This window comes from Pseudomonas sp. BP01 (assembly GCF_022760795.1).
Taxonomy (GTDB): domain Bacteria; phylum Pseudomonadota; class Gammaproteobacteria; order Pseudomonadales; family Pseudomonadaceae; genus Aquipseudomonas; species Aquipseudomonas putida_Q.
In genome coordinates, this window is the sequence record NZ_JAFBKA010000020.1 from 1 (window position 1) to 26882 (window position 26882).

A 26882-nucleotide genomic window follows, 5' to 3' on the forward strand; every position below is an offset into this window, starting at 1 on the left:
TCGGCGGCGCAGTATGTTCTACCGCATCGGCGACCGGATCGATGGTTTCCGCGGGTGGTGAAACAGCGACCAGCAAAATACCCGACCCGAAAATAAAAATGCCAGTCAGCTTAACTGACTGGCATTACCCCTGAGGGCGGCTTTCTTGTTACGGCTGGCTCAGCTTACAGCTGCGGGCCAGCGGCCTTGATGGCGTCGGAAACTTCGAACTTCTTGAAGTTTTCGATGAACAGCTTGGCCAAGCCTTTGGCGGCCTCGTCGTAGGCAGCTTTGTCAGCCCAGTTGGTGCGCGGGTTGAGCAGCTCGGTTTCAACGCCCGGGACGACTTTTGGCACGTCCAGGTTGATGATGTCCAGGTGCTCGGTTTCGGCACCGACCAGCGCGCCGCTCTGGATAGCAGCGATCACCGCACGGGTGGTCGGGATGCTGAAGCGCTTGCCAACGCCGTAGCCACCGCCGGTCCAGCCGGTGTTGACCAGGTAGACCTTGGAGTTGAAGCCGTTGATACGCTTGATCAGCAGCTCGGCGTACTCGCCAGCCGGGCGCGGGAAGAACGGTGCGCCGAAGCAGGTGGAGAAGGTCGACTTGATGCCGCCGCCCGAACCCATTTCGGTAGAACCAACCAGCGCGGTGTAACCGGACAGGAAGTGGTAGGCCGCCTGCTCGTTGTTCAGGATCGAAACTGGAGGCAGAACACCGGTCAGGTCGCAGGTCAGGAAGATGACCGCGTTAGGCTCGCCGCCCAGGTTCGCTTCGGAACGCTTGGCAACGTGCTCCAGCGGGTAGGCAGCACGGCTGTTCTGGGTCAGGCTGACATCGGTGTAGTCGGCGTGCTTGTTGGCGTCGAGAACGACGTTTTCCAGCACTGCGCCGTGCTTGATGGCTTTCCAGATGACCGGCTCGTTCTTCTCGGACAGGTCGATGCACTTGGCGTAGCAGCCGCCTTCCATGTTGAAGACAACGCCTTCGCCCCAGCCGTGCTCGTCGTCACCGATCAGGTAACGGCTTTCGTCGGCCGACAGGGTGGTCTTGCCGGTGCCGGACAGGCCGAAGAACAGGGTCACATCGCCTTCTTCACCGATGTTGGCCGCGCAGTGCATTGGCAGTACGTCGGCAGCCGGCAGCAGGAAGTTCTGCACCGAGAACATGGCTTTCTTCATTTCGCCGGCGTAACGCATGCCTGCGATCAGCACTTTCTTGGCGGCGAAGTTGATGATCACGCAACCGTCGGAGTTAGTGCCGTCACGCTCAGGCTCGCACACGAAGTTGGCAACGTTGAGCACCTGCCACTGATCGCGGCCAGCCGGGTTGAACTGCTCAGGGTTGATGAACAGGCAACGGCCAAACAGGTTCTGCCAGGCAGTCTGGGTGGTCATCTTCACCGGCAGGTAGTGTTCGGCGGCCGCACCTACGTGAACGTAGGAAACGAAGTGATCCTGGGCGTTGTTGAACGCCTCGACGCGGTCCCACAGGGCATCGAACTTGTCGGCCGGGAACTTGCGGTTGATCGGGCCCCAGGAAATGGCGTCCTGGGTGGAAGGTTCTTCGACGATGAAACGGTCAGCCGGCGAACGGCCAGTACGGTGACCAGTCTCTACGACCAGTGCGCCAGTATCGGCTAGTACGCCTTCACCGCGTTGCAGCGCTTCTTTTACCAGCTCATCGACGCTCAGGTCGGTGTACACGGTGTTGTTGGCTTGCGTCATGAGATACCCCATCCGGCCCGAGGCCGAGTGCTCCAAACGTTTTGTAGTTGTCTTGAAAAAACTACTACAGCGAAAAAAGTGGCCGGATTATGCCAGAAACGCCCAAAAAAAGTAGGCCCCTCCTGTCAGAACTGCGCTTTTGCGCAATTCGACGGGAGATTGTCCTGTGATTAAACGTTTCAGTGGCGAGTTTCTGAGGCCACGTCAGTACCGCCACCTGCAAACAATTGCGCCACATCGCTGGCATCGAAGAAATAGCGCTCGTTGCAGAACTGGCAATCGATCTCCACCTGGCCGCCGCATTCTTCCACCAACGCCTTGGCGTCGTGTTCGCCCAGGCTGACCAGTGCATTGCCGGAACGCTCGCGCGAACAGCTGCAATTGAAGCGCAACGGCTGGATGTCGAACAGCCGGACGGCATCCTCGTGATACAGGCGGTGCAGTAGCGTTTCGTTGTTTTCAGCCCACTCTTGCGGCTTGAGGGTCTTGGCCAGAGCGACCACGTGCTGCCAGCTGTCCTCACGCTCTTCATCATCCGGCTGGCGATCACGCGGCAGCTGCTGCAGCAGCAGGCCACGGGCCTTGCCGTTTTCGGCGTTGAGCCAGAAACGCGTGTTCAGCTGCTGGGACTGAATGAAGTAGTTGGTGAAGCATTCCGACAGGTTGGCGCCATCGAGGTCGACGGTACCCTGGTAGCGCTGGCCCTTGACCGGGTCGATGGTCAGGGTCAAATGGCCGTCGGGCATCAGCTGCGAAAGTGTGGCACCTGCCGGGATCTGGTCCGCTTCGTAGCGGGCCATGCCGCGGATTTCGCGGTCGCCGGAACACTCCACCATCAGCAGCGGAATAGGCCCAGCCGAACGCGCCTGCAAAATCAGCAAGCCATCGAACTTCATCGCGCCCACCAGCAAGGCGGTGGCGGCCATCAGCTCGCCGAGCAACGCCTGGACCGGCTGAGGGTACTCATGACGCGCCAACACTGCGGCGTAGCTGTCATCGAGAGACACCCACTCGCCGCGCACGTCGCGCTCGTCGAAGATGAAACGTTGGGTGAAATCGGTATCAGGCAATTCGCTCATAGGTTTCGGCTATCTAAAAAATGATGACAAAATGGTTACAAGGGTTGTCGAAAACCTGCGAGAACCCGTGACAGAGCGCTCACAAGGCGCTCCGATTCCTGTTTGCAATAGAGGTATTTTATGGACAATCGACCACTGTTCCAAGCAAGGTGGTCCTGGGGGCCATTGGCAGCCTGTACGCTGCTTCCCGTCGCTCTACTGTGTTTCTGGTTATGGCCATTTGGCCAGATCCTGTGCCTGACTTTCGACGAGTGGCTGTTCCACAGCCTGAATGCGCCGCTAGCCGAAAACACCACCTGGCGCTACATCTGGACCGTCGGCAGCCTACGCCCGTTCGACATCGTCGTCGGCCTGATCCTGCTGGCAGTGCTCATCCGTGGTGACTGGGTGTTCAAGGCAGCTCAGGTTCGTCAGGCGTTTTTCGGCTTTCTGGTCACGCTACTCCTCTTAGTGGTGATTCGCGCGCTGTTTTCCAAGTGGGTGGATGCAGCCGGCTGGCAGCACAAGAGCCCGTCGATGATGTTCGACGACGTGGTGCACCTGAGTGACTACTACCCGAACCTGGAGGCCGCCTGGGAGCTCAAGGACCGTTCCAGCAAGAGTTTCCCGGGGGATCACGCCTCGGTGCTGCTGATCTGGGCGCTGTTCATGAGCGTGTTCAGCCGCCGCCTTGTGCAGTACCTGGTGATCTGGGGGCTGGCGGTGCTGTTCATGCTGCCGCGCCTGGTGGCGGGTGCCCACTGGGGGCAGGATGACTACATTGGCGGCTTGCTGATGGCGGTGCTGGCGTTGGGCTGGAGCTACTACACGCCGCTGGCGGCCAAGGGCAGTGAGGCTTTGATGCGCTGGACGGCGCCGTTGTTCAACCTGCTGGCCAGGTTACCGCTTGTCGGGCGGATGGCCGTGCTCCGCTAGACCGTTGAGGCTGCTGCGCAGCCCATCCGACCGGTCTGGCGCCCCGGCAAGGCCGCTCCCACAAGGCTCTGTGGGAGCTGGCTTGCCGGCGATGGGCCGCAAAGCGGCCCCGGCTATTCAAAGCTCCCATGCAACTGGTGAATCTGCCGCCGCTGCTTCTTGGTCGGCCGCCCATCGGTAGTCACGCCCATTGCCCCCGCCTTGCGCAATTCGGCCGCCTGCTCACGGCGCCGCACACTTTGTTCGGTTTCCTCATACAACGCCTGGGCCTCTGGTGCCCCACGCCGTACCACCGACAATGCCTTCACCACCACAGTGCGCTCATCGAACCCGGTGCGCAGCACAAATTCGTCGCCCACCCGCGGCTCCTTGCCCGGCTTGCAACGCTCGCCCCGGCAATGCACCTTGCCGCTCTCGATCGCCGCCTTGGCCAGCGCTCGCGTCTTGTAGAAGCGCGCCGCCCATAGCCACTTGTCCAGGCGAACCTTGTCGTCATCTTCGGCTTTTTGTGCCATCCCGTTACCTCGGATTCTGTCTTTCATCGAACTGTACTACCGTAACGAGCGGATGCAAAAAATCCCCGCCGTGCTTACAGTTCACCACCTCATTCGCAGGGTGCGCTTCGTGAAGACATTTGACCATTTGAAAGTGATCGGCCTGCGTGAGTGGATAGCCCTGCCCGACCTTGGCGTCGCCGGGCTGCGCGCCAAGATCGACACCGGCGCCAGCACCTCCAGCCTGCACGCTACCGAGGTGGAACCGTTCGAGCGCGACGGCCAGCCCTGGGTCCGTTTCACTGCGCACCTGGGGTCGGTGGTGCAGTTGCGTCACCGCCGCTGCGAGGCACCGCTGGTCACCATGAAAACCATCAAGAGCTCCAACGGCCACGCCCAGACCCGTTATGTCATCCGCACGTCACTGGCGCTGGGCGATGGTGTGTGGGAGGTGGAATTCACCCTGGCCTGCCGCAAGAACATGCGCTACCGCCTGCTGCTCGGTTCCAAGGCCTTGATCCAGGGCCAACTGGTAGTGAACCCCGGCTTAAAGTATGTACAAGATAAACCGGCCTTCCCGGCCACCCTTTCCCCTGTCACAGGTGCTGCATGAAGATCGCTGTGCTGTCGCGCAATCCGCGTCTGTATTCCACCCGCCGCCTGGTCGAAGCCGGTACCCAGCGTGGCCACGAAATGGTGGTGATCGATACCCTGCGGGCCTACATGAACATTGCCAGCCACAAGCCGCAGATCCACTACCGCGGCAAGCCGCTGGAAGGCTTCGATGCAGTGATCCCGCGCATCGGGGCTTCGGTCACCTTTTACGGCTGCGCGGTGCTGCGCCAGTTCGAAATGATGGGCGTGTACCCGCTCAACGAATCGGTGGCCATTGCCCGCTCGCGTGACAAACTGCGCTCGCTGCAGTTGCTGTCGCGGCGCGGTATCGGCCTGCCCATTACCGGCTTCGCCCACTCACCCGACGACATCCCCGACCTGATCCAGATGGTCAATGGCGCCCCGCTGGTGATCAAGGTGCTGGAAGGCACCCAGGGCATCGGCGTGGTGCTGTGCGAAACTACCCAGGCTGCCGAGTCGGTGATCGAGGCGTTCATGGGCCTCAAGCAGAACATCATGGTTCAGGAGTACATCAAGGAGGCTGGCGGGGCGGACATTCGCTGCTTCGTGGTGGGAGACAAGGTGATTGCCTCGATGAAGCGTCAGGCCAAGCCGGGCGAGTTCCGCTCCAACCTGCACCGGGGCGGCGTCGCCAGCCTGATCAAGATCACCCCTGAAGAACGCATTACCGCGATCCGGGCGGCCAAGGTGATGGGGCTGAGCGTGGCGGGTGTGGATATCCTGCGGTCCAACCATGGGCCATTGGTGATGGAGGTGAACTCGTCGCCGGGGCTGGAGGGGATCGAGGTGACCACCGGCAAGAACGTGGCCGGGATGATCATCGAGCACCTTGAGAAGAACGGCGGGCCGAATCAGACCCGGACCAAAGGCAAGGGCTGATTCAAGCCTGTACCGGCCCTATCGCCGGCAAGCCAGCTCCCACAGGATTACCACATCCTCCAGGCTTGTAGATTACCTGTGGGAGCTGGCGTGCCGGCGATAGGGCCGGTGCGGTCAACCAAATTCATACAGCATTACGCGGCAGCAAAAGCCCCAACGGCAAACGCACCCGCGCCTCGATCCCCCCGCCAGACCGGTTACGCAGCTCCACATTGCCGCCATGCTGGGCCGCGATCCGCTTGACGATCGCCAGCCCCAGCCCGGTGCCCTTGCCGCCCCGCGCCCGATCCCCACGAATGAACGGGTTGAAGATGGTCTCCAGCTCCGATTCGTCGATCCCGGTGCCACGGTCCAGCACGCTCAGCACCACGTACGGTGCGCTCTCGTCACCCGACACATAGGCAGCCACTTCGACCCCCTTGCCTGCATGGTGCAGGGCGTTGCCGATCAGGTTGCCCAACATGCGCTTGAGCGAAACGCGGCGCAGCGGGAACGGTGGAATTGGCTCAAGGCACAGGCGCACACGTTCTTTCGGCTGGTTGTACGGCGCCACCACTTCACGCACCAGGTCAGCCAGATCGACCTCTTCCAACGGCTCGTCACGGCCATCGCGGATGAAAGCCAGGAACTGATCGAGGATCGCATCCATGTCCTCGATATCGCGGACCATGTCGTCACTCAGGTCGCTGTCGCTGTCCAGCAAGGACAACGACAGGCGCAGGCGCGTCAACGGTGTGCGCAGGTCGTGGGAAACCCCGGCCAGCATCAGCTCGCGCTCGCGCCCGGCTTGCTCGACATCTTCGGCCATCTGGTTGAAGGCCTTGTACACCTCGGTCATCTCGCTGGGTGTATCGCTGATCGGCAGGCGCACGCTGCGCCCCTGGCCCAGCTGACGCGCGGCAAACACCAGGCGCTTGAGCGGCTGGTTCAACTGGCGCACGAAGATCCAGGCCGAGGCGGTGGACAACAGGCCGATGGCCAGGAACCAACCCAGCACGTTCCAGATCTTCTGCCCACGCAGCGGGTGCGGGTACAGCGGCACTTTCAGCCAGCCGGGGCCCAGGCTTGGCGCATTGACCCACAACGCCGGTGGCGCATGAATGCGCAGGCGCACTTCGGTGTCTTCGCCCAGCTCCGCCTGCATCTGCCGTTGGTAGATTTCGCTGTAAGGCCAGTGCTGCTCACCCTCGGGCACGCCCGAGCCGGTCACCCGAATAAGGCCCGCCGCCTCGGCAATCTTGTCGCGGTTTTCTTCGTCGGCAGCCCAATAGGCGCGCAAGGTCAGCGCCACACCGTGGCTGTACTGACGGTCGACCAGCACGTCCTCGTTCATCAGCAGGTAGACCAGGGTCAAGGCCTTGCTGAACAGGACGACGATCAACACCAGCCACAGGGTGCGGGCGAAGAAACTCTGCGGAAACCAGAGCGGTGTTTTCATGGACGACGCAGCATCATTTACCCGCGTTTCCGTCTGGCACGAACACGTAGCCCACGCCCCAGACGGTCTGGATGTAACGCGGTTTGGACGGGTCCGGCTCGATCATGCGGCGCAGGCGCGAGATCTGCACGTCGATGGAGCGTTCCAGTGCATCCCACTCGCGGCCACGGGCCAGGTTCATCAGCTTGTCGCGGGTCAGCGGCTCGCGGGCGTGCATCACCAGGGCCTTGAGCACGGCAAACTCACCGGTGGTGAGCATGTGCACTTCGTCGCCACGCTTGAGTTCGCGGGTGGCCAGCGACAGCTCGTAGTCGCCAAAGGTGACCGATTCGTCCTCGCTGCCCGGCGCACCCGGCACGGCAGGCGCCTGGCGGCGCAGCACAGCCTTGACGCGCGCCATCAGCTCGTCCGGGTTGAACGGCTTGCCCAGGTAGTCGTCAGCGCCCAGTTCCAGGCCCTTGATACGGCTCAGCTCGTCGCCCTTGGCGGTCAGCATGATGATCGGAATCTGGTTGTTCTGCTGGCGCAGGCGCTTGCATGCGGACAAGCCATCCTCACCCGGCAGCATCAGGTCGAGCACCACCAGGTTGAACACCTCGCGCTGCAGCAGGCGGTCCATCTGCTCGGTGTTGGGCACCGCGCGGGCACGGTAGCCCTTGCTGGTGAAGAAACGTTCCAGCAGGCTGCTAAGCCCCGGATCGTCGTCGACGATGAGAATCTTGTCACCTTCAGCGGTGTTTGCAGTGCCGGTCATGAATAACTCCTCTGATATCGCCGCGCATTATGGCGTAGCCATTGCTGCACGTTGCGTGAGCATTGTTAGCAGATTTTTCCCCCGGCGCCAGTTCCAGCTGGCTGGGCGCCATCACCGCAAGCCGTTTGCGATGGGTATAATGCGCGGCTTTCATCCAGCGCCGCCGGGCGAAAAGCCCACAGGCGACCCCCGTATTCACAAATGTCAGGTGGTTTTCATGGACAGCATCAACAGCCGTATCGCCGAGGAACTGGGCGTACGCCCCCAGCAGGTCGAGGCGGCCGTGGGCCTGTTGGACGAAGGCTCGACCGTGCCCTTCATCGCCCGGTACCGCAAGGAAGTGACCGGTAGCCTGGACGACACCCAGCTGCGCCATCTGGAAGAGCGCCTGCGCTATCTGCGCGAACTCGACGACCGTCGCGCCAGCATCCTGTCCAGCATCGAGGAACAGGGCAAGCTGACCCCGGAACTGGCCCGCGAAATCAAGCTGGCCGACACCAAGACCCGCCTCGAAGACCTGTACCTGCCGTACAAGCAGAAGCGCCGCACCAAGGGCCAGATCGCCCTGGAAGCCGGCCTGGGCGAACTGGCCGACGGCCTGTTCAACGACCCCACCCTGGCCCCGGAAAGCGAAGCCGCACGCTTCGTCAACGCCGAAAAAGGCGTGGCCGACGTCAAGGCCGCGCTGGAGGGCGCAAAGTACATCCTCATGGAGCGCTTTGCCGAGGACGCCGCCCTGCTCGACAAGTTGCGCAGCTTCCTCAAGCAGGAAGCCGTGCTCAGTGCCCGGGTGGTGGCTGGCAAGGAAGAAGAAGGCGCCAAGTTCCGCGACTACTTCGCCCACGACGAACTGCTGCGCAACGCCCCGTCGCACCGTGCCCTGGCAATCTTCCGCGGGCGCAACGAAGGCGTGCTGAGCGCCTCGCTGAAAGTGGGCGAAGAACTGCCTGGCACCCTGCACCCGTGCGAAGTGATGATCGGCAACCACGTCGGCGTTGAAAACCGCAGCCGCCCGGCCGACAAATGGCTGGGCGAGGTGGTGCGCTGGACCTGGAAGGTCAAGCTGTACACCCACCTGGAAACCGACCTGTTCGGCGAACTGCGCGACAACGCCGAAGGCGAGGCGATCAACGTGTTCGCCCACAACCTGCACGACCTGCTGCTGGCCGCCCCGGCCGGCCCGCGCGCCACCCTGGGCTTCGACCCGGGCCTGCGCACCGGTTGCAAGATCGCCGTGGTCGATGCCACCGGCAAGCTGCTGGACTACACCACGGTATACCCGCACGCGCCGAAGAATGACTGGGACCGCACCATTTCCATCATGGCCGCACTGTGCGCCAAGCACTCGGTGGAACTGATCGCCATCGGCAACGGCACCGCCAGCCGCGAGAGCGACAAGCTGGTGGCCGAACTGGTCAAAAAATACCCAGCACTGAAAATTACCAAGATCATGGTCTCCGAGGCCGGTGCGTCGGTGTACTCGGCATCGGAACTGGCCGCCCGCGAGTTCCCGGACCTGGACGTGTCGATCCGTGGCGCCGTGTCGATTGCCCGCCGCCTGCAGGACCCGCTGGCCGAGCTGGTGAAGATCGACCCGAAATCCATCGGTGTCGGCCAGTACCAGCACGACGTGTCCCAGCTGAAACTGGCGCGTGGCCTGGACGCGGTGGTCGAGGACTGCGTGAACGCCGTGGGCGTGGACGTCAACACCGCCTCGGTGGCGCTGCTGACCCGTATCTCCGGCCTCAACGCCACATTGGCACAGAACATCGTCGCCCATCGCGATGCCAACGGCCCGTTCGCCACCCGTGCAGCGCTGAAAAAAGTCAGCCGCCTGGGTGAAAAAACCTTCGAGCAAGCCGCCGGCTTCCTGCGTGTGATGAACGGCGACAACCCGCTGGACGCCTCCGCAGTACACCCGGAGGCCTACCCGCTGGTGCAGCGCATCGCCGCCGGCACCGACCGCGACATCCGCTCGCTGATCGGCGACAGCAGCTTCCTCAAGCGCCTGGACCCGAAGAAGTTCACCGACGAGTCCTTCGGCCTGCCGACCGTCACCGACATCCTGCAAGAGCTGGACAAGCCTGGACGCGACCCACGCCCCGAGTTCAAGACCGCCACCTTCCAGGACGGCGTCGAAGACCTCAAGGACCTCGAGCCCGGCATGATCCTGGAAGGCGTGGTGACCAACGTCACCAACTTCGGCGCCTTCGTCGACATCGGCGTGCACCAGGACGGCCTGGTGCACATCTCGGCGCTGTCGGAGAAGTTCATCAAGGACCCGCGTGAAGCGGTCAAGGCCGGCGACGTGGTCAAGGTCAAGGTCATGGAAGTGGACATCCCGCGCAAGCGCGTCGGCCTGTCCATGCGCATGAGCGACACCCCAGGCGAAAAGGTCGAGGGCAACCGCGGTGGTAACCGTGGCAATGGCGGCAACCGCCAGCAGCAGGCCCAACGCCCGCGTGAAACCGCCACTGCCGCGCCGGCCAACAACGCCATGGCCTCGCTGTTCGCCAACGCCAAGCAGTTGAAGAAGAAGTGATGGACGTACCCCGCGAATACGTCGAAAGCGCCTTCAGCCAGCTGCTGGGCTGCCGCCTGCAACGCCTGGACACAGGTGTTGCCGAGGTGGCCCTGTCGCTCGAGCCGCACTTGCGCAACCGTGGCCAGAAACTGCACGGCGGGGCAATCTTCAGCCTGGTGGACATCGCCATGGGCCTGGCCTGCTCGGCCAGCCATGGCTTTGACCAGCAAAGCGTCACCATCGAGTGCAAAATCAACTACATGCGCGCCGTCAGCGACGGCGAAGTGCTGTGCACCGCCCGTGTGCTGCACGCCGGGCGGCGCACCCTGGTGGTCGACGCCGATGTAGTCCAGGGCGACAAGCTGGTGGCAAAAGCGCAAGGAACCTTCGCGGTTCTCTAGCTCACCAAGCCGTATCTGCGGTATTTTCAGCAGTGCGCTGGCACTGCTGGAACCGCGTAAACCAGGCGACAACGCCAGTTCCTTTCTTCCTACCCTTGTAGACCGTTATCTCTACCCCCATATTGGGGCGACTGACGCGTGAAGGAATACATCTTGAGCGAACTCCTCAACCGCCGCCTGAGCCTGCTCGGCGCAAATCTCCCCCTGCTCAAGCAGTGCCTGCACGGCATTGAGCGCGAATGCCTGCGCGTGACCGACGAAGGTCGCCTGGCCCAGACCCCGCATCCGGAAGCACTGGGATCGGCGCTTACCAACGAGCAGATCACCACCGATTATTCCGAGTCGTTGCTGGAGTTCATCACCCCAGCGCTGGCCGACCCGGCCAAGGTGCTCGAAAGCCTCGAAGAGACCCACCGTTTCGTCTACACCAAGCTGGGCGAAGAATACCTGTGGAGCCCGTCGATGCCGTGCACGCTGCCGGCCGAGGAGGACATCCCGATCGCCGAGTACGGCAGCTCGAACATCGGCAAGCTCAAGCACGTCTACCGCAAGGGCCTGGCCCTGCGCTACGGCCGCACCATGCAGTGCATCGCCGGTATCCATTACAACTTCTCGCTGCCCGAAGCCCTGTGGCCTCTGCTGCGCGAAGCCGAAGGCAGCACGCAAGACAACCGCGACTACCAGTCGTCAGCCTACATCGCGCTGATCCGCAACTTCCGCCGCTACAGCTGGCTGCTGATGTACCTGTTCGGCGCCTCGCCAGCGCTGGACAAAGGCTTCCTGCGTGGCCGCCCGCACCAGCTCGAAGAGCTGGACGCCGAAACCCTGTTCCTACCCTACGCCACCAGCCTGCGCATGAGCGACCTGGGCTACCAGAGCAACGCCCAGGCCGGCCTCACGCCTTGCTACAACAACCTGGCCAGCTACACCGACAGCCTGCGCAAGGCCGTGGGCACGCCCTACCCGCCTTATGTCGAGGTCGGTACGCACGTGGACGGCGAGTGGGTGCAGCTGAACACCAACATTCTGCAGATCGAGAACGAGTACTACTCCAACATCCGCCCCAAGCGCGTCACGTACACCGGCGAGCGGCCGATCCAGGCCCTGACCTCGCGGGGCGTGCAGTATGTGGAAGTGCGTTGCCTGGACATCAACCCGTTCCTGCCGGTAGGTATCGACCTGACCGAGGCGCGCTTCCTCGACGCGTTCCTGCTGTTCTGCGCCCTGGAAGACAGCCCGCAGCTGGACAACGGCGAGTGCGGCCAGTGCACCGACAACTTCCTGACCGTGGTCAAGGAAGGTCGACGCCCGGGCCTGGAGCTGCACCGCAATGGCCAGCCGATCAGCCTGAAAGACTGGGCCGGCGAACTGATCGAGCGTATCCGCCAATTGGCCAACCTGCTCGACCAGGCGCAAGGTTCTGATGAGCACGCCAAGGCCCTGGATGCCCAGCAGGCCAAGGTCGACGACACCTCGCTGACCCCGTCGGCCCAGGTGCTGGCACACATGACCGAGCATGACGAAAGCTTCGTCCAGTTCTCGCTGCGCCAGAGCCGTGTCCACGCCGAAACGTTCCGCGAGCAACCCCTAAGCCACGAAAAACAGCAGGCATTCGAAACGCTGGCCCGCGAATCGCTCGCCAAGCAGTCCGAGCTGGAGCAAGACGAAGTCGGCGACTTCGACCTGTTCGTCGGCGCCTACCAGGCCAGCATCCTGGCAATCAGCAACTGATGAACCGCACCGCCACCCCGCGCAAGCCGCGCGCCAGTAGCCAGGCCAGGATCGAGGCGATTTTGGCGGCTGCGCGTGAGCTGCTGGCCGAACAAGGGGTGGCGGCACTTTCCATCTACAGCGTGGCCGAGCGGGCGCAGATTCCACCGTCGTCGGTGTATCACTTTTTCGCCAGCGTGCCGGCCTTGCTGGAAGCGCTGACGGCCGATGTGCACCGGGCGTTTCGCGAAGCCCTGAGCGCACCGATCGACAGCAGCGCGTTCAGCACCTGGCACGAACTGTCACGCCTGATCGAAGAACGCATGCTTGATATCTATAACGAGGATGCGGCGGCGCGGCAGCTGATTCTGGCGCAGCATGGCCTGAGCGAGGTGGTGCAGGCCGATCGGCAGCACGACATGGAACTGGGCGACTTGATGCACAAGTTGTTCGACCAGCATTTTCACCTGCCGGTGATGCCGCTGGATGTGGATGTGTTTGCCCTGGCCATGGAGCTGAGCGACCGGGTGTATGCGCGGTCGGTGCAGCTGCACGAGGCGATCACCCCGCGCATGGCCGAAGAAGGCAAGCGGGTGTTCGAGGCGTATCTGGGGTTGTACCTGCCGCCGTTTCTAGCCAAGCGTCAGCCTTGAAGGCCTCATCGCCGGCAAGCCAGCTCCCACAGGTACGGCACAAGCCTTGAAACCTGTGTAGTACCTGTGGGAGCTGGCTTGCCGGCGATTGGGCTGCAAAGCAGCCCCATGGGCCAGTTTCATCACAGCTTGGCGATAGACACTTCAGTCGACTTCACAAAGGCAATCACTTCGCTGCCCACTTGCAGCTCCAGCTCTTTTACCGAGCGGGTGGTGATGACCGATGTGACGATACCCGAGGCGGTCTGCACGTCGATTTCCGACAGTACCGGGCCTTCGAGGATTTCTTTCACGGTGCCTTTGAACTGGTTGCGGACGTTGATGGCTTTGATGGTCATGATGTCATTCCTTCTCTATGGCTTCAGTCAGGTAAGTGAGTGGTTCAGTGCGCCCAACGCAACTGCGTGGGCAGAGGGGCTACAGGGTCCGGCTCGGGCGCAGTGCCCGGGGCCGACAGAACACGGTTGAGCACTTCGCTTTCCAGCGCGGCCAGGCGGTGCGAACCACGCGCCCTGGGCCGTGCCAGGTCGACCGTAAGGTCAAGCCCGACTTCGCCGTCCTCGATCAGGATCACCCGGTCAGCCACGGCAACCGCCTCGCTGACATCGTGGGTGACCAGCAGCACAGTGAAGCCGTGCTGACGCCACAGGCGTTCGATCAGTTGCTGCATTTCGATACGGGTCAATGCATCCAGCGCACCCAGCGGCTCATCCAGCAGCAGCAGGCGTGGCTGATGAATCAAGGCGCGGGCCAAGGCCACACGCTGCTTCTGGCCACCCGAGAGGGCTGCAGGCCATTCATTGGCGCGGTCGGCCAGGCCAACCGCATCCAGCGCTTCCAGCGCACGTGGGCGCCAATCACCCGACAGGCCCAGGCCAACGTTGTCGATCACCTTCTTCCACGGCAGCAGGCGTGCGTCCTGGAACATCAGGCGGGTTTCTTCACGGGCCTCTTCCAGCGGCGCAGCACCGGCCAGCAACTGCCCGGCAGTAGGCTGGTCGAGCCCGGCCAGCAGCCGCAGCAGGGTGCTTTTGCCGCAGCCGCTGCGGCCGACGATGGCAACGAACTGGCCGGCCGGAATGTGCAGGTCGATGCCCTTCAACACTTCGCGCTGGCCAAAGGTCTTGCGCAGGCCGTTGGAGGCCAGCGGGATGCCACGCAGCAGGCGTGGCGGCTGTTCCTTGAGCACGGTCATGCGCCCTCCTTCTTGGCCACTTGATAGGCCGGGTGCCAGCGCAGCCACACACGTTCCAGGCCGCGGGCGGCGAGGTCGGCGAGTTTGCCGAGCACGGCATACAGGACGATGGCCAGTACCACCACGTCGGTCTGCAGGAATTCACGCGCATTCATTGCCAGGTAACCAATGCCGGCGTTGGCCGAAATGGTCTCGGCAACGATGAGGGTCAGCCACATGAAGCCCAGGGCGAAGCGCACGCCTACCAGGATCGAAGGCAACGCCCCCGGCAAGATCACCTGGCGGAACAGGCCGAAGCCAGACAAACCGTAGCTGCGCGCCATTTCTACCAGCGCAGGGTCGACGTTACGGATGCCGTGATAGGTGTTCAGGTAGATCGGGAACAGCGTGCCCAGCGCGACCAAAAAGATCTTTGCCGACTCGTCGATACCGAACCACAGGATCACCAGCGGGATCAGCGCCAGGTGCGGCACGTTACGGATCATCTGCACCGAGCTGTCGAGCAGGCGTTCGCCCCAGTTCGACAGACCGGTGATGAAGCCCAGTACCAGGCCGATGCTGCCGCCGATGGCGAAGCCCAGCCCGGCACGCCAGCCACTGATGGCAAGGTGGGTCCAGATGTCGCCGCTGCGCACCAGCTCAACGCCGGCGCTGACCACTGCGCTAGGTGCCGGCAGGATCCGCGTCGACAGCCAGCCAGCGCTGACCGCCAGTTGCCAGACTGCCAATAGCAGCACCGGCAGCGCCCACGGCGCCAGGCGCTGGGTCAGGGTGGAGGAAGTTGCACGACTCATGGCCCGGCCCTCAGCTCTGCGACACGGACTTGGGCAGGATGTCGTTGGCCACCATCTCGCCGAACGGGCTTACGTAGCCACCGGTTTTCGGTTGCTCCGGGCGCTGAACATCAAGGTGCGGGAACAGCAGCTCGGCAACGCGGTAAGACTCTTCGAGGTGTGGATAACCCGAGAAGATGAAAGTATCGATCCCCAGGTCGGCATATTCCTTCACCCGCGCCGCAACAGTCGGGCCGTCGCCTACCAGTGCGGTACCGGCGCCGCCACGTACCAGGCCAACGCCGGCCCACAGGTTGGGGCTGACTTCCAGATTGTCGCGGTTGCCGCCGTGCAGGGCAGCCATGCGCTGCTGGCCCACCGAGTCGAAGCGCGCCAGCGAGGCCTGGGCACGGGCGATGGTGTCATCGTCCAGGTGCGAGATCAGCCGGTCAGCCGCGGCCCAGGCTTCTTCGTTGGTTTCCCGCACGATCACGTGCAGGCGGATACCGAAGCGTACTTCACGGCCTTGAGCGGCCGCTTTTTCGCGCACTTGGGCGATTTTCTCGGCAACGGCTGATGGCGGCTCGCCCCAGGTCAGATACAACTCGACCTGTTCGGCAGCCAGGTCCTGAGCGGCCTCGGACGAACCGCCGAAATACAGCGGTGGGCGTGGTTGTTGAATCGGCGGGTAGAGCAGCTTGGCGCCCTTAACCTGGATGTGCTTGCCGTCGTAATCGACGTTTTCGCCTTCCAGCACCTTGCGCCAGATACGGGTGAACTCGACCGAGGCTTCGTAGCGTTCCTGATGGTTCAGGTGCAGGCCATCACCGGCCAGTTCGTCCGGGTCGCCACCGGTCACCAGGTTGAACAGCGCACGGCCATTGGACAGGCGGTCCAAGGTTGCCGCCTGGCGTGCAGCCACGGTCGGCGAAATGATGCCTGGGCGCAGGGCAACCAGGAATTTCAGATGCTGGGTCACAGGGATCAGCGACGCGGCCACCAGCCAGGAGTCCTCGCAGGAACGGCCGGTAGGGATCAGCACCCCACCAAAACCAAGGCGATCGGCGGCCTGCGCGATCTGCTGCAGGTAACCGTGGTCGACCGCACGCGCGCCGTCGGAAGTGCCCAGGTACTTGCCGTCACCGTGGGTCGGGAGGAACCAGAAAATGTTAAGGCTCATTGGAGTTGTCTCCTCAAGGGTGGCTCAGCCAGGGCGGCGCCCCGGCACAGGCGAATCAATCAAGGCGCGCTAGCGACCTTGGCCGGGGGTGTCCAGATCACGTCCTTGATGCTCAGTGGCTTGGGTATCAGCTTGAGCGCCTGGAAGGCATCGGCAATCTTCTGTTGCGCGGCCACTACCTCTGGGGTCAGCGGCGCAGCACCGTAGCCTTGGCGCTTGACCGAGGTCAGGGTGATGTCTGCGGGCAGGCCAAGCAGCGGTGCGACCTGATCGGTCACTTCCTGCGGGTTGGCCTGGGACCACTCGCCCACGGCGCGCACTTCTTCGATCAGGGTGTTGATCACCGCCGGGTGCTGGGTCGCGTAGTTGCGGGTGGCAAGGTAGAACTGGTGGTTGTCGACCAGGCCCTTGCCGTCACGCAGGGTACGGGCCTGCAATTGTTTTTCCGCAGCGGCCTGGTACGGGTCCCAGATCACCCAGGCATCGACGCTGCCACGCTCGAACGCGGCGCGGGCATCGGCAGGGGGCAGGTAGACCGGCTGGATATCGCTGTACTTGAGGCCGGCGTCTTCCAGGGCGCGGACCAGCAGGTAGTGCACGTTGGAGCCTTTGTTGAGGGCGACTTTCTTGCCCTTGAGTTCCTTGACCGACTGGATTGGCGAACCCTTCGGCACCAGGATCGCCTCGCTGTGCGGCGCTGGCGGCTCGTAGGCCACGTAGAGCAGATCAGCGCCGGCGGCCTGGGCGAATACGGGCGGGGTCTCGCCGGTAACACCAAAGTCGATGGAGCCGACGTTCAGCCCTTCAAGCAGCTGCGGGCCACCGGGGAATTCGGTCCACTGCACCTGCACGCCCTGGTCGGCCAAGCGCTTCTCCAGCGTGCCCTTGGCTTTGAGCAGCACCAGGGTGCCGTATTTCTGGTAACCGATACGCAGGCTTTCGGCCTGGGCTTGGGTAATGGCGCCGAAGGACACAGCCGCCGCAAACAGGGCGACCAGACCGCGACGCAAGAAGACTGTGCGCATGGCGCTCTCCTGTGCGAATGAGGTTCGGGTAGCACCTGCTTGCCTCGTTGTCGGGCGAGTAAGGTGGTGAAGCGGGTAGTGCCGTTCAGATGCTCCAGCGTGCGCTGATCAGCCGTTCGTTCAACACGCCGGGGGCCACGGGGCGTGGCCGGCGGGCCAGGGCAACGTGGAAGGTTTCCAGCGAGTCGTGCAGGCGTTCTTCCAGCGCTTGTACCAACTGCGCGGGCTTTGTGCCTTCTGCGTAAGCCACCTGGCTATCGTCGGCGAAGATCCCTTGCAGGGTCTCTTGCGCCTTGAGTGCCGACAGCACCGGCTTTAATGCGTAGTCCACCGCCAGCATGTGGGCGATGCTGCCGCCGGTGGCGATTGGCAGCACGATCTTGTGGGCCAGGGCGCGTTCGGGCAGCAGGTCGAGCAAGGTTTTAAGGGCACCGGCAAACGATGCCTTGTACACCGGGGTGGAAACGATCAGGCCATCGGCCTGGGCTACCAGCTGCTGGAAATGCTGCACATGCGGGCTGTCGAAACGGGCATGCAGCAGGTCTTCGGCGGGGAAGTCACGTACCTGGAACGTCACCACCTCGACGCCACGGTCCTGCAGCCACTGGCGCGAACGCTCAAGCAGCACGCCGGAGCGTGAACGAGGACTTGGGCTACCACCGATTGAGACGACCAGCATTGCTGCGCTTCCTTGTGTTCTGTTGGAGGTGACATTAACAGCTGCTACATATATCTAGAAATCATATTTTTTCATTTGTTTATTCCATTATGGTCTTTACCCGCGAGGGCCTCTTCGCGGGCGCGCCCGCTCCCACAGGATTCTGTGGAAAGCCGGGTCTGCACTGTTTCTGTGGGAGCGGGCGTGCCCGCGAAGAGGCCCACACATTCTGCGCTGGCATAAAAAAGGGCCGTCGAAACGGCCCGAAAATCCCTGCTTGGCTAAGAGCAATGCAACGAGGAATCCATTAACGATTTGGCTGAGGGGTCAGGCGCAGATAGGGTTTGACCGCCCGGTAACCTTTGGGGAAGCGCTGCTTGATCTCTTCCTCATCTTTGAGCGAAGGCACGATCACCACCTCGTCGCCGTCCTGCCAGTTACCGGGCGTGGCGACCTTGTGGTTGTCGGTCAGCTGCAGCGAGTCGATCACCCGCAAAATTTCATTGAAGTTGCGCCCGGTACTGGCCGGATAGGTGATGGTCAGGCGCACCTTCTTGTTCGGGTCGATGACGAACAGCGAGCGCACAGTCAGGGTGTCGCTGGCGTTCGGATGGATCAGGTCGTACAGGTCGGACACCTTGCGGTCGGCGTCGGCAATGATCGGGAAGTTGACCACCGTGTTCTGGGTTTCGTTGATGTCATCGATCCATTTATGGTGCGAGTCGACCGGGTCTACCGACAGGGCGATGGCCTTGACCCCGCGCTTGGCGAAGTCGTCCTTGAGCTTGGCGGTCAGGCCCAGCTCGGTGGTGCACACCGGGGTGAAGTCGGCCGGATGGGAGAACAACACCCCCCAGCTGTTGCCCAGCCACTCGTGGAAGCGGATTTTGCCTTCGCTGGAATCCTGTTCGAAATCGGGGGCGATATCGCCGAGTTTGAGGCTCATGGGCTGCGGCTCCTTGGCTGGGTTCTGTACCGTATGGGTTCAATGTGCCTGCATTCTGTTAAAAATAAAAAGAATAAATAACGATTTATTTATAACCAAAATTCATACGAAAATGCAGGCACAAAAAAGCCTCGCATCAAGCGAGGCTTCTTGTTCAGCTACGGCTTACAGGAAGTTGTAAGTGTAGTTGAAGATCAGACGGGTCTGATCCTGGTCAGCCAGCGAGCTGGTGCCGGTGCCGCGGTAAACACCGTGACGCAGGCTGGCGCCCAGGCCCTTGAAGGTGCCTTCCTGGATAACGTAATCGACGCGAGCGTCACGTTCCCATTCGCTGAAGGTACCGCCGCCAACGGCGTTCTTGCCATCTTCACCTTTCAGGTAGGCAACCGAGGCTTTCAGGCCCGGCACGCCCAGGCGAGCGAAGTCGTAGGCGTACTGACCGAAGGTGGTGTTTTCACCGGCCTTGGCGAACTGGTTGATCATGCTGTCGGTGAACAGGTAGAAGCTGGAACCGCCGGCGCCTTCCGGACGGCCATTACCATCACGGACAGCGCCTTGGTTCAACCAGACAAAACCGCCATCGTCGCTGACTTGCTGGTGGCCCAGCATCAGCGAATGGCCACCCAAGGTGTACGTGAACATGGCCGACCAGGTCTTGTTGTCGACCTTGCCGTCATTCTTCTCGTAACCACCGTTGTTGTTGAAGTTATACGCGCCTGGGCCGCCGTTCTTGCCATCGCTGCTGCTATCGAAGTAGCGCAGGTCGGTCTTGAACGACTGGTCGTCGGCAATCTTGAAGACGTGGGTCGCACCGAGGAAGTGCTGTTTGTAGAAGTCTTTCAGGTTCGAGTAGTAGTACTGCAAGGTCAGGTCAGGCGTGAGCTTGTAGTCCAGGCCGCCGTAGATGAATTTGTTGCTGTCGGCGGTAGCACCGTTAACCGACAGGCCAGTACGGTTGCTCGAAGCACGGCCCATGGCGTGGGTCAGCTGACCGGCGTTGATGGTCAGGTTGTCGATTTCCTTCGACTGGATGGTGCCACCCTCGAAGGTTTGCGGCAGCAGACGGCCATCGTTGGAGACCAGGATCGGCAGGTTCGGCGCCAGGGCGCTACCGTAGTGAATTTCGGTCTTCGAGAAGCGCGCCTTGGCGTTACCGCCCACGCGGGCCCACTGGCTTACAGCCGAGCCGTCGGTGTCGCTTGGGAAGAAGGAGCTGTTGTCTGGGTGCTTGCCGCGCCCGCCATCCAGGTGAATACCCCACAGGGCCTGGACGTCCACACCGAAACCAACGGTGCCTTCAGTGAAACCGGACAGGTAATCGAGCTTGAAGCCCTGACCCGACTCACGGTTGTCGTTCACCCCACCTTCACGGGTGTCATTGTTGAAGTACATGGTGCGCGAGCTGAGCGACAGTTTGCTGTCTTCAACGAAACCGGCAGCGCCTGCTTGTTGGGCGAGAACCCCCAGTGCCACGGCCAGGGCCAGGCTGGACTTGTGCATGTTTTGCTCCTCTACGTTCTAATTTTTGTGTATCTCTGGCGGAGGGATCTGCTGCCCCTTCTCACCGTGGATTGGCGATTTAGTCCCAAAGCGTGACCATTAAGTCAATCGTTTCTAAACGTTTCGCGACTTTGGTCTAAGACGCCACCTGCGCTACAGGATAATGACAATCCTATAAATCCAAAATGACTGTTTTATGAATCGGTAAGATTTTTACGGAATATGGTTGGAACCTTTACTGCCAAACGTTGTAGCAATCAAACCATTCATAACCGCTGGTTATTTGCAAACGTTTGCTCATAACCTAATTCCGTATCGTTCTATAGGGTCGAAAGAGCCTAGCAGCCCGCTCTGATTTCGCCACTGGGCAGGATTGCCCCACAGTAGCGGCGGCCTTTTACGGTCAATGTGTCGCGATGGGGCGCGAAGCGGCCCCAGGATTTCAGCTTCGCCGCGTAGATTGCGGCCCATCGCGACACAAGGCCGCTCCCACAAAGACCGCACTCCCCTTGGGCTTAAAGCATTTGGCTCCTAAGCTAATGCAAAAAGGTTATTTATTTACAAATTCTTAGATCATTTAGTCTTCTCGCCATCCATCGCCCTGATTGCCTGACGAGAGGTTCACCATGATCCCGCACGCTCCGCTGCGCCTGTTCGCCGCCCTGACTCTCGCCAGCACCAGCTGGTTTGCCCAGGCCGCTGACCTGACCGTGGCCTACCAGACCACCGTCGACCCGGCCAAAGTGGCACAGGTCGATGGCGACTACGAAAAAGCCAGCAAGGCCAGCATCGACTGGCGCAAATTCGATAACGGCGCCGACGTGATCACTGCAGTGGCCAGCGGCGACGTGCAGATCGGCTACCTGGGCTCCAGCCCGCTGGCCGCTGCCGCCACCCGCAAGCTGCCGGTCGAGACCTTCCTCATCGCCACCCAGATTGGCGCCGGTGAAGCGCTGGTCGCCCGCGACAGCATCAAGACCCCGCAAGACCTGGTCGGCAAGAAGGTCGCCGTGCCGTTCGTTTCCACCGGCCACTACAGCCTGCTGGCCGCCCTGAAAAGCTGGAACATCGACCCGTCCAAGGTACAGATCCTCAACCTGGCGCCACCGGCCATCATTGCCGCCTGGAAGCGCGGTGACATCGATGCCACCTACGTCTGGGACCCCGCCTTGGGCGTGGCCAAGGAAAACGGCAAGGTGCTGATCACCTCGGGCGAACTGGCCCAGAAAGGCGCACCCACTTTCGATGCCTGGATTGTGCGCAAGGACTTCGCCGAGAAGCACCCAGAGGTGGTCAAGGCCTTTGCCAAGGTCACCCTCGATGCCTACGCCGACTACCGCAAGGACCCGAAAGCCTGGCTGGCCGACAAGGGCAACGTAGACAAGCTGGTGAAGCTGTCCGGCGCCAAGGCCAGCGACATCCCGGTGCTGCTGGAGGGCAACGTCTACCCATTGGCCGCAGACCAGGCCAACGCCCTGGGCGCGCCGACCACCCAGGCACTGACCGACACAGCCAACTTCCTCAAGCAGCAAGGCAAGGTCGACGCCGTACTGCCGGACTACTCGCCGTACGTCAGCGCCAAGTTCCTTCCAAACTGATCCGGAGCCCGTCATGGCCTTGCTCGAACTGGAGCGCATCAGCGCACAGTACCCTGGCGCCAGCACCCCGGTGCTGGCCGACATCAACCTGAGCCTGGGTCCACGCCAGCTGCTGGTGGCCCTGGGGCCTTCCGGCAGCGGCAAGACCTCGCTGCTCAACCTGATCGCCGGCTTCGTCGCCCCCAGCGGCGGGCGCATCACCCTCGACGGCGTACCTGTGCAGGGCCCTGGTGCCGAGCGCGGTGTGGTGTTCCAGGACGATGCCCTGCTGCCATGGCAGAACGTGCTGGGCAACGTCGCCTTCGGCCTCGAACTGGCCGGTGTACCCCGCGCCCAGCGTGAGGCCAAGGCCCGTGAAATGCTCGCCCTCGTCGACCTCGATGGCTTCGGCGAGCGGCGCATCTGGCAATTGTCCGGTGGCCAGAAGCAGCGCGTCGGCTTGGCCCGGGCGCTGGCGGCCGACCCACGGGTACTGCTGATGGATGAGCCGTTCGGCGCCCTCGACGCGTTCACCCGCGAACAGATGCAGGAACTGCTGCTGCAGGTGTGGCAGCGCACCGCCAAGCCGGTGTTCCTGATTACCCACGACATCGAAGAAGCGGTGTTCCTTGCCAGCGAGCTGGTACTGCTGGCGCCCAACCCGGGGCGCGTAGTGGAGCGCCTGCAACTGGACTTCGGCCAGCGCTATGCCGCTGGCGAATCGGCCCGGGCCATCAAGTCCGACCCCGCCTTCATCGAAACCCGCGAGCATGTACTGGCGCGGGTGTTCTCCCAACGCCAAAGCCTGCAGGAGCGCGCATGAGCAGCCTGGACCTGCCGGTAGCCGGCAAACACAACGCCCAAACCCGGCCAGCCGCCAAGCTACGCCGGCCACTGTCCACTCGCTGGATCAGCACCCTGACCCTGGGCAGCCTGCTGCTGGTCTGGTGGCTGGTGACAGCCGCCGGCTGGATCGAACCCCTGTTCCTGCCTTCGCCCGGTGACATCCTGGCCAGGGCCTGGACCCTGCTGACCCAAGGCTACATGGACGCCAGCCTGTGGCAGCACCTGGGCGCAAGCCTGGGCCGCATCGGCCTGGCGCTGGTAGCCGCTACCCTGACCGCGATCCCGGTCGGCATCGCCATCGGCTACAACCGCGTGGCCCGCGGCATCCTCGACCCGCTGATCGAGTTCTACCGGCCCATCCCGCCGCTGGCCTACCTGCCGCTGATCGTCATCTGGTGCGGTATCGGCGAGCTGTCGAAGGTGCTGCTGATCTACCTGGCGATCTTCGCCCCGATCGCCATTGCCACCGCCACCGGTGTGCGCACGGTCGACCCGGCCAAGCTGCGAGCGGCGCAGTCGCTGGGCGCGACCAAGGCACAGCTGATCCGCCATGTGATCCTGCCCAGTGCGCTGCCCGACATCCTCACCGGCATCCGCATCGGCCTGGGGGTCGGCTGGTCGACACTGGTAGCCGCCGAGCTGATTGCGGCCACCAGCGGCCTGGGCTTCATGGTCCAGTCGGCGGCGCAGTTCCTGGTCACTGATGTGGTGGTGCTGGGCATTTTGCTGATCGCCCTGATCGCCTTCGCCCTGGAAATGAGCCTGCGTGCCCTGCAACGCAAACTGGTGCCCTGGCACGGGCAGAGCCACTGATTGCCGACTGACCACGCCGGCAACCCGGCGCCTAGAACGAGAAAAGACATGAGCCTGACCGTTACCCCTCTCAGCCCGGCCCTTGGTGCCCAGATCAGCGGCGTGGACATCAGCCGCGATATCACTGCAGAAGAGCGCGACGCCATCGAACAGGCGCTGCTCCAGCATCAGGTGCTGTTCTTCCGCGACCAGCCGATCAACCCGGAGCAGCAGGCGCGCTTTGCTGCCCGTTTCGGTGACCTGCACATCCACCCCATCTACCCTAACGTGCCGGAAACCCCGCAGGTGCTGGTACTTGACACGGCGGTCACCGATGTACGCGACAACGCCGTGTGGCACACCGACGTGACCTTTTTGCCGACCCCGGCACTGGGCGCGGTGCTCAGCGCCAAGCAGTTGCCGGCTTACGGTGGCGATACCCTGTGGGCCAGCGGCATTGCGGCCTTCGAAGCCTTGTCGGCGCCACTGCGTGAGATGCTTGATGGGCTGACCGCCACCCACGACTTCACCAAGTCGTTTCCGCTGGAGCGCTTTGGCACCACGCCGGAGGACCTGGCGCGCTGGGAGGCCACGCGGCGCAACAACCCGCCGCTGTCGCACCCGGTGGTGCGCACGCATCCGGTGAGTGGGCGCAAGGCGTTATTCGTCAATGAGGGGTTCACGACACGCATCAATGAACTGAGCGAACTGGAAAGCGATGCGCTGCTGAGGCTGCTGTTCGCCCATGCGACGCGACCGGAGTTCAGCATTCGCTGGCGTTGGCAGGAGAATGACGTGGCGTTCTGGGACAACCGCGTGACCCAGCATTTTGCGGTGGATGATTACCGGCCGAACCGGCGGGTGATGCACCGGGCAACCATCCTTGGGGATGCACCCTTCTGATAGTCCGATGGGGAGGCCTTCGGCCTCCAATCGCCGGCAAGCCAGCTCCCACAGGATTACCACAGGTTTGAAGATTGTGGGCTACCTGTGGGAGCTGGCTTGCCGGCGATGGGCCGCAAAGCGGCCCCGGCAATCTAACGGACCAGATGCAGGTACTGCATGTGCCGCTCGTACTGGTCGAGGATGTCGTTGATGATCTGCTCCTTGCTGTAGCCCACCAGGTCATAGTTCTGGCTGCCTTCGCTCAGGTGCACTTCCGCCCGGTAATAGCGGCGGTTCTTCAACTCCTGCGTACCCAGCCCACCCAGGGCGAACGATGGCGTGAAGTAGCCACGCATCTGCACCTGGTAAATGAACGGCTGTTCCTCGCCATGGCCAATCTTCAGGCTGACGTTGTCGTGGCTCGGGTCGTCCTGCGTAATCAGCACCAAGCCCTTCTGCTCGAACACCTCACGCACATCGGCAATCGCCGGGCGCACCACGTCGTCCATGAAGCGGTACACCTCATCACGCGACGGGAAGTGCACCGCCTGGCTCAGGCGCTGGCGCCAGCCGCCACGGCCGCGACGTGACTGGGCGAACGGGGCCAGCGAGTGCATTTGCGCGATCTGCCGTTGCGACTCCAGGTAAAACGCCTTGTGCAGCCCCCACATCATGCACAGCAGAATCAGCGAGAACGGCAACGAGGTCAGCACCACCGCCGACTTCAGCGAATCGATGCTGCCGGCGAACAGCAGTGCGCTGGTGATCAGCGCGGTCATCGCGCCCCAGAAGATACGCAGCCAGTTCGGCCCGTCCTCGTCTGCGTCGCCACCCTTCGCCGACAAGGTCGACAGCACCACGGTGCCCGAGTCGGCTGAGGTCACGAAGAACACGAAGCTGATGAACACCGTGGTGGCGATCACCGCCTTGCTCCACGGGTAGGTTTCCAGCAGCAGGTACAAGCTCATCGACGGGTTATCCAGTGCCGACTGGCCCAACGCGGTCATGCCGTGGTTGATCACCTGGTCGAGGGCGCTGTTGCCGAAAATCGACATCCACGCCAGGGTGAAGCCCAGCGGAATCAGCAGTACGCCAAAGACGAACTCGCGGATGGTGCGGCCACGGGAGATACGGGCGATAAACAGGCCCACGAACGGTGCCCAGGCAATCCACCAGGCCCAGTAGAACACGGTCCAGCCGCCCAGCCAGTCGCGGTTATCACCGTAGGCATACACATCGAAGCTCTTGCGTGGCAGAGCGCCCAGGTAATCACCAAGGTTCTGGATCAGCGTGTTGAACAGGTGCTGGGTAGGCCCGGCAAACAGCACGAACAACAGCAGCGCGCAGGCCAGGAACAGGTTGATGTCGCTCATCACCCGCACGCCCTTCTCCACCCCGGCGACGGCCACGGCCACCGCCGCGCCCATCATCAGGGTGATGAGGATCACCTGCACCCACTGGCTGTGGCTGATGCCGAACAGGTAGTCCAGGCCTGCGTTCAGGTGCAGTACGCCAAAGCCCATGTCGGCACCCAGGCCGAACACTGTGGCGATGATGCCGAAGCCATCCACTGCGTAGCCGATCGGGCCGTTGATGCGCTTGCCGATCAGCGGGTACAGCGCCGAACGCAACGCCAGCGGCAGGTTGTGGCGGTAGGCGAAGTAGGCCAGCGCCATGCCGACGAAGGCGAATACGCCCCAGCCATGCAGGCCCCAGTGCAGGAACAGGATCTGCATCGCCTGGCGCCCGGCCTCGGCCGTGCCCGCTTCGCCCTGGGGCGGTTGCAGCATGTGCGTCAGCGGCTCGGAAACACAGAAGAAGAACAGGGTAATGCTGATGCCGGCGGCGAACAGCATGCCGGCCCACGAGAGGTAACTGAACTCGGGTTCGTCGTGGTCGGCACCGAGCTTGATCTTGCCGTAGCCGGACAAGGCGGTGACCACCACGAAGACCAGGTACAGCGTCATGGCCAACATGTAGTACCAGCCGACCGTGTTGGCCGCCCAGTTCTGCGCCGCCAGCAGCCAGTCGCCTGCGGCTTGCGGGTTGGAGATGACCACCAGGCCAAAGATGAGGATGAAACTTGCCGCAAAGTAGAACACCGGGGGGTTCATGCGGATTTTGCCGTTGGCGGCGGAAGGGTTCGGTGCACTCATCGGGCGTGCACCTCGTCGAATGACGTGAGGTTCGGAATGAACGGGTTCAGCAAAGGAATCCTCCTGTTGAACACCGGCAGCGGACCAGCGTTTTTACATTGAACAAGCGTTCAAGTTAAACATGGATCGGATTTCAATGCGAATTGGGGCGCTGATTGGC

Annotated in this window: 25 protein-coding genes; 11 read left to right on the top strand and 14 right to left on the bottom strand. The window is 62.5% G+C overall.

The genetic code is table 11. The features are described from left to right. Window positions 1-164: 164 nt before the first annotated feature. A complete protein-coding gene (locus JOY50_RS18315; RefSeq protein WP_063423222.1) occupies window positions 165-1706 on the bottom strand; it encodes a phosphoenolpyruvate carboxykinase in 1542 nt (513 codons plus the stop codon). Window positions 1707-1885: 179 nt separating this feature from the next. Beyond that, on the bottom strand, window positions 1886-2785 hold the full coding sequence (hslO, locus tag JOY50_RS18320; protein ID WP_019472835.1) for an Hsp33 family molecular chaperone HslO: 900 nt from the start codon (window positions 2783-2785) through the stop codon (window positions 1886-1888). 120 nt (window positions 2786-2905) lie between these two features. Here hslO and JOY50_RS18325 point away from each other — a divergent pair, with 120 nt between their 5' ends. Further along, entirely contained in the window at window positions 2906-3700 is a 795-nt protein-coding gene (locus JOY50_RS18325) for a phosphatase PAP2 family protein (protein ID WP_138736461.1), read from the top strand. A gap of 113 nt (window positions 3701-3813) precedes the next feature. Here JOY50_RS18325 and JOY50_RS18330 read toward each other — a convergent pair whose 3' ends face one another. Beyond that, a complete protein-coding gene (locus JOY50_RS18330) occupies window positions 3814-4215 on the bottom strand; it encodes an RNA-binding S4 domain-containing protein (RefSeq protein ID WP_243055604.1) in 402 nt (133 codons plus the stop codon). Window positions 4216-4324: 109 nt separating this feature from the next. Here JOY50_RS18330 and JOY50_RS18335 point away from each other — a divergent pair, with 109 nt between their 5' ends. After that, window positions 4325-4807 carry an ATP-dependent zinc protease gene (locus tag JOY50_RS18335; RefSeq protein WP_132842803.1) on the top strand — a complete coding sequence of 161 codons (483 nt, stop codon included), beginning with the start codon at window positions 4325-4327 and terminating at the stop codon, window positions 4805-4807. Then, window positions 4804-5709 (top strand): 30S ribosomal protein S6--L-glutamate ligase, encoded by a 906-nt coding sequence (rimK, locus tag JOY50_RS18340; protein ID WP_012316721.1) that lies wholly within the window; start codon window positions 4804-4806, stop codon window positions 5707-5709. Before JOY50_RS18335 ends, rimK begins: the two co-directional genes overlap by 4 nt. A gap of 124 nt (window positions 5710-5833) precedes the next feature. Here rimK and JOY50_RS18345 read toward each other — a convergent pair whose 3' ends face one another. Together JOY50_RS18345 and ompR are read right to left on the bottom strand one after the other, a co-directional pair. After that, window positions 5834-7147 carry an ATP-binding protein gene (locus tag JOY50_RS18345; protein ID WP_132842800.1) on the bottom strand — a complete coding sequence of 438 codons (1314 nt, stop codon included), beginning with the start codon at window positions 7145-7147 and terminating at the stop codon, window positions 5834-5836. Between the two features lie 13 nt (window positions 7148-7160). Next, window positions 7161-7901, bottom strand: a complete 741-nt coding sequence (ompR, locus tag JOY50_RS18350; RefSeq protein WP_016484407.1) for a two-component system response regulator OmpR — start codon at window positions 7899-7901, stop codon at window positions 7161-7163. 217 nt (window positions 7902-8118) lie between these two features. Between ompR and JOY50_RS18355 the strand changes: the two genes are divergently transcribed. The 4 genes from JOY50_RS18355 (at window position 8119) to JOY50_RS18370 (ending at window position 13189) form a co-directional block, all read left to right on the top strand. Continuing rightward, the gene (locus JOY50_RS18355) at window positions 8119-10443 is read left to right on the top strand and encodes a Tex family protein (protein WP_243055605.1); all 2325 of its coding nucleotides are present in this window, start codon (window positions 8119-8121) and stop codon (window positions 10441-10443) included. Next, window positions 10443-10826 (top strand): PaaI family thioesterase, encoded by a 384-nt coding sequence (locus JOY50_RS18360; protein ID WP_243055606.1) that lies wholly within the window; start codon window positions 10443-10445, stop codon window positions 10824-10826. Before JOY50_RS18355 ends, JOY50_RS18360 begins: the two co-directional genes overlap by 1 nt. A 153-nt stretch (window positions 10827-10979) precedes the next feature. Then, window positions 10980-12557 carry a glutamate--cysteine ligase gene (gene gshA / locus JOY50_RS18365; protein WP_165931619.1) on the top strand — a complete coding sequence of 526 codons (1578 nt, stop codon included), beginning with the start codon at window positions 10980-10982 and terminating at the stop codon, window positions 12555-12557. Further along, on the top strand, window positions 12557-13189 hold the full coding sequence (locus tag JOY50_RS18370) for a TetR/AcrR family transcriptional regulator (protein WP_063423216.1): 633 nt from the start codon (window positions 12557-12559) through the stop codon (window positions 13187-13189). The genes gshA and JOY50_RS18370 overlap by 1 nt, the downstream gene beginning before the upstream one ends. 122 nt (window positions 13190-13311) lie before the next feature. Here the strand turns inward: JOY50_RS18370 and JOY50_RS18375 are convergent, their stop codons facing one another. The 8 genes from JOY50_RS18375 to JOY50_RS18410 all read right to left on the bottom strand — a co-directional run bounded on the left by JOY50_RS18375 (window position 13312) and on the right by JOY50_RS18410 (window position 20466). Beyond that, complete coding sequence (locus tag JOY50_RS18375; protein ID WP_008095172.1) at window positions 13312-13527, bottom strand: molybdopterin-binding protein; 216 nt, start codon at window positions 13525-13527, stop codon at window positions 13312-13314. Between the two features lie 44 nt (window positions 13528-13571). Next, window positions 13572-14384: an aliphatic sulfonates ABC transporter ATP-binding protein gene (ssuB, locus tag JOY50_RS18380; protein ID WP_019472320.1), complete on the bottom strand. Its 813-nt coding sequence runs from the start codon at window positions 14382-14384 to the stop codon at window positions 13572-13574. Further along, window positions 14381-15178 carry an aliphatic sulfonate ABC transporter permease SsuC gene (ssuC, locus tag JOY50_RS18385; RefSeq protein ID WP_016484401.1) on the bottom strand — a complete coding sequence of 266 codons (798 nt, stop codon included), beginning with the start codon at window positions 15176-15178 and terminating at the stop codon, window positions 14381-14383. Before ssuC ends, ssuB begins: the two co-directional genes overlap by 4 nt. Window positions 15179-15188: 10 nt before the next feature. Further along, window positions 15189-16337, bottom strand: coding sequence for an FMNH2-dependent alkanesulfonate monooxygenase (gene ssuD, locus JOY50_RS18390; protein WP_016484400.1), 1149 nt, complete (start codon window positions 16335-16337; stop codon window positions 15189-15191). A gap of 59 nt (window positions 16338-16396) precedes the next feature. Then, window positions 16397-17362 (bottom strand): sulfonate ABC transporter substrate-binding protein, encoded by a 966-nt coding sequence (locus JOY50_RS18395; RefSeq protein ID WP_243055607.1) that lies wholly within the window; start codon window positions 17360-17362, stop codon window positions 16397-16399. 85 nt (window positions 17363-17447) lie between these two features. Continuing rightward, on the bottom strand, window positions 17448-18041 hold the full coding sequence (ssuE, locus tag JOY50_RS18400; protein ID WP_019472322.1) for an NADPH-dependent FMN reductase: 594 nt from the start codon (window positions 18039-18041) through the stop codon (window positions 17448-17450). Window positions 18042-18327: 286 nt separating this feature from the next. Beyond that, window positions 18328-18966 (bottom strand): peroxiredoxin, encoded by a 639-nt coding sequence (locus JOY50_RS18405; RefSeq protein WP_019472323.1) that lies wholly within the window; start codon window positions 18964-18966, stop codon window positions 18328-18330. A 165-nt stretch (window positions 18967-19131) separates the two neighbouring features. Further along, window positions 19132-20466 carry an OprD family porin gene (locus JOY50_RS18410; protein ID WP_243055608.1) on the bottom strand — a complete coding sequence of 445 codons (1335 nt, stop codon included), beginning with the start codon at window positions 20464-20466 and terminating at the stop codon, window positions 19132-19134. 626 nt (window positions 20467-21092) lie between these two features. Here JOY50_RS18410 and tauA point away from each other — a divergent pair. From tauA to tauD, 4 genes are read left to right on the top strand one after another with little or no spacing between them, the layout of a single operon-like run. Continuing rightward, the gene (gene tauA, locus JOY50_RS18415) at window positions 21093-22064 is read left to right on the top strand and encodes a taurine ABC transporter substrate-binding protein (protein WP_132842780.1); all 972 of its coding nucleotides are present in this window, start codon (window positions 21093-21095) and stop codon (window positions 22062-22064) included. Between the two features lie 13 nt (window positions 22065-22077). Then, window positions 22078-22866, top strand: coding sequence for a taurine ABC transporter ATP-binding subunit (gene tauB / locus JOY50_RS18420; RefSeq protein WP_016497543.1), 789 nt, complete (start codon window positions 22078-22080; stop codon window positions 22864-22866). Beyond that, window positions 22863-23702, top strand: a complete 840-nt coding sequence (gene tauC, locus JOY50_RS18425) for a taurine ABC transporter permease TauC (RefSeq protein WP_132842778.1) — start codon at window positions 22863-22865, stop codon at window positions 23700-23702. Before tauB ends, tauC begins: the two co-directional genes overlap by 4 nt. 48 nt (window positions 23703-23750) lie before the next feature. Next, window positions 23751-24584: a taurine dioxygenase gene (gene tauD / locus JOY50_RS18430; RefSeq protein ID WP_019472327.1), complete on the top strand. Its 834-nt coding sequence runs from the start codon at window positions 23751-23753 to the stop codon at window positions 24582-24584. Window positions 24585-24718: 134 nt separating this feature from the next. Here tauD and betT read toward each other — a convergent pair whose 3' ends face one another. Then, on the bottom strand, window positions 24719-26722 hold the full coding sequence (gene betT / locus JOY50_RS18435) for a choline transporter BetT (RefSeq protein ID WP_019472328.1): 2004 nt from the start codon (window positions 26720-26722) through the stop codon (window positions 24719-24721). Window positions 26723-26882 lie beyond the last annotated feature (160 nt).